Here is a 14,328-nt window from a genome sequence, read left to right on the forward strand (position 1 = left end):
TCCCACCCCGGCGAGGCCGCGTACGGAGAGGACCCGAGATGGCTCAGCGTCCGACCGACTGGACCGCGATCGGCCTGAGCGGTGACCCCACGCCGGGGGATCCGGACCGGATGGACGAGGTGCAGCGCTCGCTGGCCGACCTCGGCCGGGTCGCCCGGGAGATCGACGACGCCCTGGACGCGGTGCTCAACAAGACCGGTGACGGCGCGTTCGTCGGGCAGACGGCCGACGCGCTCCGCGACAAGATCAGCGGACCGCTGCGCGGCTTCGTCCAGTCGGTGGCCGACGCCTTCGAGAACTCCGCCCGGGCGCTGACCACCTACGCGGGCGTGGTGCGCGACCAGCAGTGGCGCGCGGACAACGCGCTCTCCCAGGGACGCGGCCTGGCCAAGGACGACTCCCGGCTGACCGAGCTGGCGAGCACGGCCCGGCAGGCCGGCACGGCCCAGGACGAGGCCGGCCGGACGGCCGGCAGCGCGCTCAGCAGCGCCGCCCGGGGGATCAAGCAGCCGGTCTCCGACTGCGACCTGTTCTGGGAGGCCTTCCAGTGGCTGGCCATCGCGCTGATCCTGCCCGCACTGGTCTTCGGCGGTCCGATCGCGCTGATCGCCATCGGCGCCAACCTCGCGATCTTCGTCAAGACGGCCGTCGACTTCGCCCAGGGCAAGGCCAGCGCGCTGGACCTCTTCCTCTCCGGCCTCGGCATGATCGCACCGACCACCAAGGGCATCCCGCTGCTCAAACTCATCAGCGCCGGGGCCAAGTTCACCTGGGCCGGGATCAAGAGCGTCGGCCAGACGGTGAGCAACTTCTTCCGCGGCGTGTTCACCGGCGGCGGTCTGCACGGCTTCCGGTTCCTGCCGGGCCTGTGGGACCTCGCCAGGATCACCGGCAGCTGGATCAAGTCCGGCGGTCTCTGGGTGAAGAGCACGATCACCAACCTGCCGCACCTGGCGGGCGTGACCTTCAACGCCGGCGGTCTCGCCGTCATCCAGGGCATCAAGAGCCTGCCCGGCCTGGTCCGCGGCCTGCCCGCCGGGCTCGGCCGGATCGGTACCGGGACCTGGAACTTCGCCCGGGCCGAACTCGGCGGCACCAAGTGGCTGCGGCTGTTCCTGCCGGTCGACGCGGCCGAGATCGGGCAGTTCGGGCTGCGCGGCGCCCTGCGGATCGGCTTCTTCGAGCGCGGTGTGCTCGGGAAGTTCCGGTTCGGGGCGCCCCTGCTGGGCACCGCCGGGCGCACCGCCGCGGCGATCCCCGTCCCGCCGCCGCTGCACCAGGTGGACGCCCTGGTCGACCTGCCGCGCGCGGACCTCGCGAAGGTCCGGCTCGGCGACTGGGCCGGACCGCGAGGCCTGGACCTCCCGCACCTGGAGCCCGGCGGCCTCGGGCTCTCCTTCTCCCGGCCGCCGACCTTCGGCGTGCACTCCGGCCTCACCGACCAGCTCTCGTTCGCGCCGCACGCCGTGCGCCAACTGGACGCCCTGCTCGACATCCCGGTCCGCGAGCTGCACTCCGTCCGGATGGGGGACTGGGGCAACCTGACCGTCACCCCGGGCGGCCTCCACCTGGACACCGGCCTCGGCGTCAGCGCCCACCCGGGCGGCCTCGGGACGGGGGCGGGCGTGCACGCGGGCACGCCCGGCAGCCTGCACCTGCCGGGCACGCTCGGCAGCGTGCAGCCGGCCCCGGTCCACCTCGCCGACGTCACGACGGGCGCCGGGACCGGCGCCGTCCACCTGCCGTCGGTGCAGACCCAGGCGATCGGCCTGCACCAGCCGGCCACCGGGGTGGGCACGATCGGCACGGGCGCCGTGCACACCGTCACCCCGCACGTGCCCGCCGTGCACACCGCCGACCTGTCGGCCACGACCACCCAGCTGGCCCCGACCACCCAACTGCACCCGCCGACCGCGCTCCAGCACAGCGGCGGCCTCACCCCCGGCGTCGCCGTGCCGGGTACGTCCGTCCCCGGCCTCGGCACGGTCGGCACCCCGGGCGCGCAGCTGCACGGCGCGCTGGACCTGCTCGCCACCGGCTCCCCGATCAACCGCGCGGACTCGCCCGTCTTCAGCACCGGTGCCCACCTGGGCGACCACAGTCGAAGTGCCCTGACCGCTCATCAGGTCAACCTGCACCTCTCCGAGTTCGCGCCGCCCCGGGTCACCGTCGCCCCACCGGTCGTGCTGCCCGGCGTGCACACCGTCACCCCGCCCGGCACGGGGGCGGTCGGCCGGGTGGACGACGCCCTCGGCCTGCTCGACACCGGCGCCCTGGCCCGCACCCAGTCGCCGACGTCCCTGGTCCAGGCCCCGACCGTCCATACGCCGGCCGTCCATACGCCGACCGTGCAGAGCCCCTCCGTCCAGACGCCGGCCGTGCATCAGCCGACCGTGCACACCCCGACCGGTCACACTCCGGCCCCGGTGGTCCTCACCGCGGCTCCGACACCCCCGGTGCACACGCCCGGCGGTACCGGACTCCCGCACGGCGCCGGCCCCGAGCGGCTGACCGGCGCCCAGCTCGACCGGCTCTGGCGCGAGCAGAGCGACCGGGTGGTCGCCCTGTTCGGCCAGGCCGACGACCCGGGCGGGGTGGCCCGCCTCGACGCCTGGGCCGATCTCACCCTGGCCCGCCACGAGTTCGGCCGGGCCGAGCGGCTGCTGTCCGACCTGCACGCCCGCCCCGGCTCCGGCTCGCGGCCCAGCCCGGTGGTGATCCACGCCCAGGCCTCGGTGGACGCCGCCGCCCAGCGCCTCGACGACACCCTCGACCGGCTCGCCGCGCTCGGCGTCGACCCGGCGCGGATGGACCAGGACCTCGCCCGGCTCACCGCCGACAGCCTGCGCGAGCGCCCTCGGCTGCTCGGCGGTGCCGAGACCGGCGGCGGCGCCCCGCCGGTGCACGTCCAGCCGCAGGTCGCGCCCCAGGTCGCGCCGCAGCCGCACGTCCAGCCCCAGCTCGCGCCGCAGCCCGCCCCGCAGCCCGTCGTGCTCACCCTGACCGACAGCGCGGTGGGCGGCCCCAACGGCTGGCGGATCGAGACCACCACCGCCAACGGCGGGCAGGTCCACCGGGTGCTGGACGCCCACGACGTGCCGGACCCGACGCTGCGCCCGGTCGCCCGCCCCGGCGGCGGCTTCGACATCCACAACGCCCAGCTCGGCAGCGTCCAGAGCTACGACGGAACCGGCCGGCTGGTGGCCGAGGACCTCCCGCTCACCGGCCCGGACGGCGCACCGGTCGGGCAGCACGTGCACATCGACTTCGTCGGCCAGGGCCACCCGACGTACCGGGTGCACGACGTCGACGGCGTCGTGGGGCTCGACGTCCACCCCCGCCCGGGCGGCGGCTTCGACCTGCGCGACCCGGTGACCGGCGGACACCGCGGCTTCGACCACGGCGGACAGTTCGTCGAGGAGGGCCGTCCGCTGCTGGTCGCGGGCGGCGTGCCGCTGGGGCCGGTGCTGCTCCTCGGCCACGACAACGGGGTGGTCACCCGCTCGCTGGGCAACGCCGGCGGCCACGACCTGACCGTGCTGAACGGCGGGGCCGGCCTGCGGGTCACCGACCCGGTCACCGGCCGGTCGGTCCGGTTCGACCCCGACGGCGGGTTCCAGGGGGAGAGCCTGGCGCTCGGTGACGGGGCGGGGCTGCGGGGGACGCACTTCGTGGTCCCGCGGGGTGGCGGTCATGTCCTCACCGATGCGGCGGGTGCGCGGTTGCCGCAGCCGGTGACCACGCTGCCGGACGGTACGGTGCGGTTGACCGATCTCGGGACCGGTCGTTCGGTGCGGTACGGCGGCGACGGTCTTCAGGTGGAGAGCGGTCTGGCGTTGGCGGATGTGCACGGTGTGCGGGGCGTTCACTTCCTCACCGATGGTGCTCCTCGTCGTCTGACCGATGATCTCGGTCGGCCGACGGGTCTGACGGCTGATCCGCTGCCGGCCGGTGGTTGGCGGGTGACGGATCCGCAGTCCGGGGTGTCGACCCGCTACACGCCGCAGGGCGGCTTCGGCGAGCAGGGCTTGGCGCTCGGTGACGGGGCGGGGCTGCGGGGGACGCACTTCGTGGTGCCGCAGGGTGGTGGTCACGTGCTCACCGACGCGGCCGGCACCCCGCTGCCCGAGCGGGTGATCGCCCACCCGGGCGGCGGTTTCCGGGTCGAGCAGCCGCCCCTCACGCCCGGCGGCGGCCTGCGGTACGAGCGGCACGGCGCGGACGGCACGCTCCAGGTCGACGGGCAGCAGGTGCTCGACAGCACCGGCCGGCCGCTGGGCCACCTGGAGCGCCCCGCCGGCGGCCCGGTCCACCCGCTGGCCTTCCAGTGGCTGGACGCCGGCTTCCACCCGGACCCCCGGTGGACCGTCACCCCGGAGGGCACCGGGTTCCGGGTCGTCGACCCGGCCGGCGGGTTCCGGGTCTTCGACGACGCCGGGCGGATCGTCGACGACGGGACCAGGCTGCACGGCCCCGGCGGCGCGCCGCTGGACCAGTGGGTGGTGGCGCACACCCCGCCCGGTGGCCCGCGCACCCTCGGGGTCGTGGACGCCGGTGGCACCCCGCTCCCGCACCTCACCGCCGTCGACCGGCCCGGCGGCGGGCACCAGATCACCGACACCACCGCGGGCGGGGACTTCGTCCGCTACGGCGCGGACGGTGCACGGCTGGAGATCGGCACCGGGCTGCAGGGCCCCGACGGCCACCCGAACGGCACCTTCGCGGTCGTTCCGGAGCCCGGCCCCGGCGCCGTCGCGGGCCCGGGCCACCTGGAGGGCCCGGCCGGCGTCCGGGTGCCCGAACGGGTCGTCACCGTGCGGCCGGACGGCGGGCTGCAGGTGTCCTTCGACCGCCCGGGCGGCCCCCGGCACGGCGAGTTCACCGTCCACGCGCCGAACGGCGGCGCCGTCACCCACCAGGGCTTCAACGTGGTGGACGGCGGCCGCCGCACCGACCACCAGTACGTCATCGACCACACCGCCGCCGGGGGAGCCACCTGGCAGCGGACACCGCACCCGGCGGCGGCCACTCCGCCGCCGGTCGGCACCGGCGCGTTCCACCACGGCCGGGTGGAGATCACCGGCGGCGGCAACCGGATCCGGCTGCTGTCCGCCACCTACACACCGGTGGAGGTGTTCGAACGGCGGATGCTGTCCGGTGGCGGGATCCTCGACGCCTTCCGGCGCACCGACACGCTCTCCTTCGGCGACCTCAACCGCCGGACCGCCTGGGCGCAGTGGGACGGCGCCGGCGGCCTGGCGGGCCACGGCACCCGCCGCTACGACACCTCCGGCTTCAGCTGGCGGGACGTCGACCACCGGGGCACCACCGTCCACCAGTACCGCGACGGGCTGCAGAAGACCGGCGGCGTCACCGGCCACACCTTCGCCGTCCGCGGCGCCGACCGCTCCTGGACCTGGCACCGCTTCGACGGCGCCGGGGTCGAGCTCGGGCACGGCCCGCGCACCCAGCACCGGGACAGCGGCTGGACGGACCGGCTCGGCGACGGCACCAACACCGTCGTCCAGAAGCAGTGGGGGATGGGCCACGGGCCGGACAAGGCCGGGCACTTCCAGGAGTACACCTGGCGCAACGGTGTCGGGCAGAACTGGGAGCGGCACTCCCCGCACGGCAAGGAGGTCGGCAAGCGCGAAGTCCTGACGACCGACCAGGGGGTGCTGACCACGACCCGCTGGTCCGAGCAGCGCCCGCCGCTCTGGGTGCGCGACCGGCTCGGCGGGGCGCCGCAGGGTTCCGTCCGCCACCTGGGCAGCGACACCCGGTTCCAGACCTTCCTCTGGAACAAGACCGGCGGTGTGAACCCCGGGGGCGGCCTGCGCTACGTGGGCATGGACAGCAGCGTGGTCGACCTCGCCGCGGACGGCCGCTTCGTCCGCTCCACGGTGAAGCTGCACAGCGGCGCCACGCTCAAGGTCGGTGACCACGCCACCCCGCCGCCCCATCCGCCGACCAACCCCGCGCACGTCCCCTGGGAGGAGCCCGGCCGCGCCGGCTACCGGGCCGACCTGACCCCGCCGGCCGGCGGCGGCGCGAACCACCCGATCTGGCAGGACCGCTTCCAGGCGCCGGGCGGCAACGACTGGCGGGTGGCCCGGGAGGGCTTCCCCGACGGCTCGGTGCGCGAGTACCGGGTGCCGCCGCGGGTCGATCCGGTGACCGGGCAGGTCCACGCCCGGTCGGCCGACCCCTGGGTGCAGCGCGACGCCCACGGCAACCTGACCGGAACCCACGACAGTTGGAGCGACGCGCACGGCAACGTCACCCGGATCACCGGTACCGGCCGCCCGGACTCCGCCGAGTGGCGCTGGACCGGCACCGACCACCTGGGCAACCCGGTCGGCGGCCGCCGAATGGTGTTCCGCGGCTCCGACGACCCCCGGCTGCCCTGGGACGACTCCTTCCGGGACTTCGACACCACCGGCGCGCTGGTCCGCGAGCGGAACATGCTCGACGGCGGCCGGTACACCGACTCCTGGCGGGGCGTCGACCCGGTGGGCGGCGGCGAGCGCTGGTTCACCCGCAAGTACGGGCCGGACGGCGCCGCCGTCGACTACGGTGCCGGCCAGCAGGTCCGCCGCTGGTGGAACGGGACCACCCGGACGTGGGACGACCAGTGGCGGGCCGGCACCCGGCACTTCCGGGACGAGTTCCGCCCGGCCGGCGGCGGCCCGGCCCTCACCGTCCGCGAGGTGCCCCCGCACCTGTCGCTCGGCGACGGCCCGCTGCGGGTGCGCGAGTACGTTCAGGGCAACGGCGCGCCGCACCCGCCCGGCGCCTGGAAGGAGTTCGACCACGGCGCGGTGGTCCGCGAGCGCAAGCCGCTCGGCGACGGCACCTTCCTGGAGAAGGACGCCTGGCGCAGCCAGTGGCGCCGCTACGACGGCAACAACCACATCATCGCGCAGCGCACCGACAGCGGCCTGGTCTGGGAGACGGCCCCCGGCGGCCGCTTCCGGGTCACCGGCAACGAGTACGACTTCCGCGGCCCGCTCACCGAGATCCGCGGCTTCGGCCGGCGGATCCGCGAGGCCAACCGGCTGCCCTGGGGCGACTCCGTCCAGATCCGGGTGCCGCGGATGCAGAACGCGCTGGACGGGGTGCCGGGCCTGCCCGCCGCGAACCACGGGATCGTGCCGCTCGGCGAGGCGCTCTACCAGCCGTACTGGAAGGTGCTGGCGAAGAAGGTCGCGCTGGAGTTCGGGCAGGAGTTCGTCCTGGAGTTCGCCGCCAACCTGGCCGTCAACGGCATCGTCGCGGCCGTCAACAACAAGCCGTTCACCGGCAAGGACGCGCTCAAGTCCTTCGCGAACGCGGCGGTCGGGGCCGGCGTCAAGAGCCTGGTCTCCACCGGGATGCACGAGCTGCGCGGCTCCGCCGTCGGCGGCCCGAAGTCGGTGCTGGGCAACGTGGACGGCGGGAAGCACGAGCTGCGCCGGCCCAACAACCACGACAAGCACTGGGCCAACGAGTGGGCGGGCAACGAGACCCCGACCCGCTGGCGCGGCGGCACCTACGACTTCTTCTACAACGCGGCGCTGGGCGGCCTGGTCGGCTGGGTCAACGGCTCGATGAACGCCGCCGTCTGGGGCGTCACCGGGGCCGACGGCAAGACCCACGTGCTGAGCGGGATGGACGCCTTCCTGGACGGCGGCATCGCGGGCCTGGCCGGGCTGACCACGGCGAGCAGCGCGGCGATCGCCAAGAACGCCGTGATCATGGGCGGCGGCAGCCGGTTCTTCCACCGGCAGGGCTTCGCCGAGTTCTGGATCCAGCTGCCGTTCAAGATCTTCGAGAAGTCGATCACCTCGATCTGGCTGACCAACGCCTACCGGGCCAGCATCAACCCCTCGTGGTACCGCAACCCCGTCCCGGTGCCCAAGCCCGTCCCCATCCCCGCCCCCGTACCGCAGCAAGGACAACAGCCCTGATGCAACACCGGACACACCGGATCCACGCCGTCGGCCCGCGCGGCCGGGGCGTCCACCGCCTGATCGCCGACGCCCTGCGGGCCGCCCTGCCCGGCGACACGGTGGTGGTCGCCCCCGGCCGCTACGAGGAGTCGCTGGAACTCCCGCGGCGGGTCGTGCTCGTCGCCGAACAGGGCACCGGCACCGTCCTGCTGGCCGCCCCGCCCGGCGGCGGCCCCGCGCTCACCGTGCAGGGGCCGGACTGCCTCGTCCGCAGCCTGGACATCGAGGGCGCCGACCCCGGCGAGCCCGCCGTCACCGTCGCCCCCGGCGCCGGGCTGGTGCTGGCCCACTGCACCGTCCGCGGCGGCCGGATCGAGGTCCGCGGGCCCGACGGCCCCGAGCCGGGGCAGCGGGACGCCGACGGTGAGGACGGCACCTCGGCCGTGCTGCTGCGGGACTGCCGGCTGCACGGCGCCCGGCTCGCCGCCCTGCGCCTGTCGGGCGGCGCCCGGGTCCGCGCCGAGTCCACCGTGATCGCCGACACCGACGGCACCGGCGCGGTGCTCTCCGGGACGGCCCGCCTGGACGCCGTCCGGCTCCGGCTGGAGTCCACCACCGGCTCCGGCATCCGGCTGCGCGGGCGCTCCCGGCTCCGGCTCGCCGATTCCGTGCTGCACGGCACCGGCCGGGCCGGCCTCCTCCTGGAGGACGGCGCCGGGGCGGTCGTCGAGACCACCCGGATCGAGGCGCCCGGCGCGGCCGGCGTGCACGTCACCGGCGCGGCCTCGGCACAGCTGGTCGACTGCCGGATCCTGCGGGCCGCCGCCAGCGCCCTGGTCGTCCAGGACGACGGCCGGCTCACCGCCGACGGCTGCACGGTCGCCGCACCCGCCGCCAACGGCCTGCTGGCCACCGACCACGCCCGGGCCGAACTCACCGACTGCCGGCTGGACGACTGCGCGTTCAGCGCCGTCCACCTCTCCGACGAGGCCGGCGCCGTCCTCACCTACTGCCGGGTGCGGGGCGGCGCCGAGCACGGCGTCCACCTGGCCGGGAAGGCGGACGCCGCGCTGACCGACTGCACCGTCACCGGCGTCGCCATGACCGGCGTGGCCGTCACCGAGCACGCGCGCGCCACCGTCGCCGGCTGCCGGATCTCCGCCGCCCACACCGGTGTCGCCGTCACCTCCCCGACCGGCTCCCGGATCGAGCACTCCACCGTCACCACGACCGCGCGGGCCGGGCTGGAGATCGGCACCGGCGGCAGCGCCGTCCTGGTCGGCAACCGGGTCGCCGGGGCGGGCGCGGCCGGCCTGCTGCTGGACGCCGGCTCCGACGCCCGCGTGGAGGGCGGCTCGGTGGAGGGCAGCACCGGCTCCGGAGTGGTGGTGTGGACGGGCGCCCGACCGGTCGTCGGCGGCCTGCGGATCGAGGACACCGGCCGCAACGGCATCTACTTCGCCGAGGGCGCCGGCGGCGTGTTCACCTCCTGCGACGTGGTGCGCAGCCGCTTCCCCGCGCTGCACCTGGCCGAGGGCGCCGCCCCCCGGCTGCGGCGCTGCCGGCTGCTCGACTGCACCGAGGCGCTCGGCGGCGAGGCGGGCGCCGCCCCCGTCTTCGAGGAGTGCGACCTCGGCGACCGCCCGGGGCTCCCGGCGACCCCGGCCGCTCCCGCCCTCCCGACCCCCGCCGCCCCGCCGCACCCGGGCCTGCCCGGCGCCGCCGGGCCGGCGGCCACCGCCCCGGCCGAGCTGTTCGACGAGACGGTGGTGGAGGAGAGCCTCGACGACCTGCTGGCGGAACTCGGCACCCTGGTCGGCCTGGACCGGGTCAAGCACGACGTGCACTCGATGGTGAAGCTGATGCAGGCCGTCCGGCTGCGCGAGGAGGCCGGGCTCCCCGCCCCGCCGCTCAGCCGCCACCTGGTCTTCGCCGGCAACCCCGGAACCGGCAAGACCACCGTCGCCCGGCTCTACGGACGGCTGTTGAAGGCCCTCGGGCTGCTGCGCCGGGGCCACCTGGTCGAGGTGGACCGCAGCGCCCTGGTGGGCGAGTACGTCGGGCACACCGGGCCGCGCACCGCCGCCGCGTTCACCCGGGCGCTCGGCGGGGTGCTCTTCATCGACGAGGCGTACTCCCTGGTGCCGGCGGCCGGCGGCGGTCACGACTTCGGCCTGGAGGCCGTCGCCACGCTGGTCAAGCTGATGGAGGACCACCGCGACGACGTGGTGGTGATCGCCGCCGGCTACCCGGCCGACATGGGGCGCTTCATCGCCTCCAACCCCGGGCTCTCCTCCCGCTTCACCCGCACCCTGGTCTTCGAGGACTACACCGCGCCCGACCTGGTCGCGATCGTCGACCACCAGGCCCGCGAGCACCGGTACGAACTCACCGCGGACGCCCGCCGGCGCCTGCTGCGCCACTTCGAGACGATCCCGCGCGGCTCCGGCTTCGGCAACGGCCGCTCCGCCCGGCAGACCTTCCAGGAGATGACCGAGCGTCAGGCCCAGCGCATGGCGGAGCTCACCACCGCCCCCACCCCCGGCCAACTCACCGCCCTGGAGCCCGAGGACCTCCCGTAGGGCCGCTCTACCCCCGCCCGGCCCCGCCCCTGACGGCCCGGCAACCGCCGCGACGTGGGTGGTTCCGGTGACAACGCGACTTCGTACCGCTACGGTGGGCGTCAGTCGATACCGGGGGGTAGGGCACCGAGGTGCAGATGTCCATGACGACGCATGCCCGGCCCGAGGGCAGGCCGGCGGGCCATGAGGCATTCGAGCAGCGGCCCCGGCCGGCCTCCCCGGCCTCGACCGGCGGCAACCCGCACACCGAGCAGCGCACGGTGGTGCTCCCGCCCGAGGCGGCGGCCGCCGCGCTCGCCGTCGACCCGCGGCCCGGCTCGCACAACCTGCCACCCGGCCCCGCCGGCGAACTCGTCGGCCGGGACGGGGCGTTACGGGCGATCGGCGCGGCGCTGGCGGACGGCGGCAGCCTGGTCACCCAGGCCACCACCCTGCACGGCCTCGGCGGCGTCGGGAAGACGGCCCTCGCCCTGCACTACGCCTACGCGCACGCCGCCGACTACCGGCTGGTCTGGTGGATCACCGCCGAGTCCGAGGAGCAGATCGGCGAGGCCTTCGCCGACCTCGCCGTCCACCTCCACCCGTCCTGGGCCCTGACCGCCCCGCCGAGCCAGCAGTCCGAGTGGGCGCTGGCCTGGCTGCGCGCGCACCGCGGCTGGCTGCTGGTCTTCGACAACGTCGAGGACCCGGTCCACCTCACGCCCTACCTCGGCCGGCTGCTCGGCCACGGCCACCACCTGGTCACCAGCCGGTGCGCGAGCGGCTGGCACCCGGGGATCCGCCCGGTCCACATCGACGTCCTCGACCGGCAGCAGGCCGCCCGGCTGCTCCGTGACACGGCCCGCCCCGGGGCGAGCGTCGACGCGGCCGAGCGCGTCGAGGCGGAGGCCCTCGCCGACGAGCTCGGCAACCTCCCGCTCGCCCTCGCCCAGGCCGGCGCCTACATCCAGCAGACCGGTACCACCTTCGGCGCCTACCGGGAGCTGCTGCACACCGTCACCCCCTCCGACCCGGACGCCGCGCCCAGCGCGGTCGACACCGTCGCCCGGCTCTGGCACACCACCCTGCACACCGTCCAGGCCGGCGCGCCCTTCGCCGTCGACCTGCTGCGCACGCTCGCCTGGTACGCCCCGGAGGCCCTGCCGCGCGAGGCGCTGGTGCCGTTCGGCGCCCGCCGGCCCGCCGAAGTGGACTCCGCCCTGCGGCTGTTGGCCGACTACCACCTCATCACCCTCGGCCCGCACACCGTCGCCGTGCACCGCCTGCTGCAGAGCGTCCTGCGCAGCTCCGACCGCGACCGCCGGGTCAGGACGAGGGCGGAACGCCATCTCGCCGCCGCGGTGGCCGGTCTCTGGCCGACCTCGGACCTGAGGATCCGCCGGGCGCTGCTGCCCCACATCCGGGAACTCGCCGCCACCGGCCCCTCGGAGCAGCCCACCCGGGAGAGCGTCGCGCTCTACCGCCTGGCGGCCGAGGAGTTGACCGAGCGGGAACAGCGGATCTTCGCCATCCCGCTGGTCACCGCGGTGGCCGACGGCCAGACCCGGCTGCTGGGCGCCGACCACCTCGACACGCTCGCCAGCCGGGGCCGGCTCGCGGAGCTGCACGCCCGCGAGGGCGACCCGACGCGCGCGGTCGCCCTCTGCTGGGCGGTGGTGGCCGCCCGCAGCCGGGTGCAGGGCCCCGACCACCCCGCGGTGCTCGGCGACCGCCACACGCTGGCCCACGCCCTGCGCAAGGCGGGGGAACACACGCTCGCGGTGGCGGAGTTCGGGGCGGTCGCGGCCGACCGGGCCCGGCTGCTCGGCGCCGACCACCCGGACACCCTCTCCACCCGGGCCGGGCTCGCGTACGCCCTGCAGGTGTCGGGGCTGCACCGCGAGGCGGTCCGGGAGTTCGAGGCACTGCTGGCGGACCGGGCCCGGGTGCTCGGCGCCGACCACCCCGACGTCCTGTCCAGCCGCAACAGCCTCGCCTACGCCCAGCTGACCGTCGGTGAGCACCGGCTCGCCCTGGCCCTCTACACCCAGGCCGTCACCGACCGGGCCCGGGTGCTCGGCGCCGACCACCCCGACACCCTCACCGGCCGCAGCTGGCTCGCCGCCGCCCACGCGGTGGCGGGCGACCACCCCGCGGCCGTGGCCGGCTACGAGTCGGTCGCCCGGGACCGCGCCCGCACCCAGGGCCCCGAGCACCCGCAGACCCTGGAGGCCCGCGGCCAGCTGGCCCTGGCCCGGTCCGAGGCCGGCCGCCGGACCGTCGCCGTGCGCGAACTGCGGACGCTGGTCAGCGACCACGTCCGGGTCCTGGGCCCGGACCACCCGGACACCCTCGACGCCCGCTCCGGGCTCGCCTGGGCCCACCGGGAGGCCGGGGACCACCGGCGCGCCGTCGAGCTCAACGAGGCCCTCGTCCGGGACCGCACCCGGGTCCAGGGCCCCGACCACCCGGACACCCTGGCCGAGCGGGCCGGCCTGGCCTACGCCCGGCAGGCCGCCGGGCGGACCAGGGAGGCCGTCGCCGACCAGGAGGGGCTCGTCACGGACCGGGTACGGGTCCAGGGGGCGGACCACCGCGACACCCTGGAGGCGCGCTCCTGCCTGGCCTGGGCCTGCCACGAGGCCGGGGAGCACCGCCGCGCCGTCGCCCACTACGACGCCCTGATCGCCGACCGGGCCCGCGTCCAGGGGCCCGACCACCCCGACACCCTGGAGGAGCGGGACAGCCTGGCCCGCGCCTGCCGGGAGGGCGGCGAGCACCGGCGCGCCATCGACCTGTGCGAGGCGCTGGTCGCCGACCGGCGGCGCGTCCAGGGCGTGGACCACCTCGACACCCTGGAGGCGCGCTCCGGTCTGGCCCGGGCCTGCCACGAGGCCGGGGAGCACCGCCGCGCGATCGAGCTCTACGAGGCCCTCGTCCGCGACCGCACCAGGGTCCAGGGCGCGGACCACCCGGTCACCCTGAACACCCGCTGGTGGCAGGCGACGGCCTACCGCGAGGCCGGCGAACGGCGCCGGGCCATCGGGCTGTTCGCGGCGCTGATCGCCGACCGGACCCGCGTCCAGGGCGCGGACCACCCGGACACCCTCAACACCCGCTGGTGGCACGCGTCGGCGCACCGGGAGGCCGGCGAGTACGGCCTCGCCGTCGAGCTCTTCGAAGGCCTGCTCGCCGACCGGGTCCGGGTGCAGGGCCCGGACCACCCCGACAGCCTCAACACCCGGGCGGGCCTGGCCTGGGCCTGCCGGATGGCCGGGGAGCACCGGCGCGCCCTCGCGCTCTACGAGGCCCTGCTCGCCGACCGCGTCCGGATCCAGGGCCCGGACCACCCCGACAGCCTCAGCACCCGGGCCGGAATGGCCTGGGCCGGCGGTGAGGCGGGGGAGCACGACCGCGCCGTCGAGCTGTTCGCGGTGCTGGTCGCCGACCGGACCCGCGTCCAGGGGGCCGACCACCCGGCCACCCTGAACGCCGTCACCGGCCTGGCCTGGGCGTACCGGGAGGCCGGGGAGCACGAGCGGGCCGTCGGGCTCTACGAGACGCTGGTCGCCGACCGGGCCCGGGTGCAGGGGCCGGACCACCCGGACACCCTCGACGACCGGGCGGGTCTGGCCTGGGCCCACCGGGAGGCCGGGGCGTACGGGCGGGCCGTCGCGCTCTACGACGCCCTGCTCGCCGACCGGCTGCGGGTCCAGGGCCCGGAGCACCCGGACACCCTCAACACCCGCTGGCGACAGGCCTCGACGTACCGGGAGGCCGGGGATCACCGGCGGGCCGTCGAGCTGTTCGAGGTCCTGGTCGCGGACCGTTCCCGG

The 14,328-nt window shown here is 76.1% G+C and carries 3 protein-coding genes; all 3 read left to right on the forward strand.

Annotated features, from left to right (window positions below):
- Positions 1-38: 38 nt before the first annotated feature.
- Entirely contained in the window at positions 39-7,949 is a 7,911-nt protein-coding gene (locus ACFVYI_RS00365; protein WP_387879720.1) for a hypothetical protein, read from the forward strand.
- A complete protein-coding gene (locus ACFVYI_RS00370) occupies positions 7,949-10,513 on the forward strand; it encodes a right-handed parallel beta-helix repeat-containing protein (RefSeq protein WP_387879723.1) in 2,565 nt (854 codons plus the stop codon). Before ACFVYI_RS00365 ends, ACFVYI_RS00370 begins: the two co-directional genes overlap by 1 nt.
- A gap of 143 nt (positions 10,514-10,656) precedes the next feature.
- Positions 10,657-14,328 (forward strand): FxSxx-COOH system tetratricopeptide repeat protein (gene fxsT / locus ACFVYI_RS00375; RefSeq protein WP_387879726.1); only part of this gene is annotated, 3,672 nt, incomplete at its 3' end.

It is taken from the genome of Kitasatospora sp. NPDC058218, assembly GCF_042882445.1.
GTDB lineage: Bacteria > Actinomycetota > Actinomycetes > Streptomycetales > Streptomycetaceae > Kitasatospora.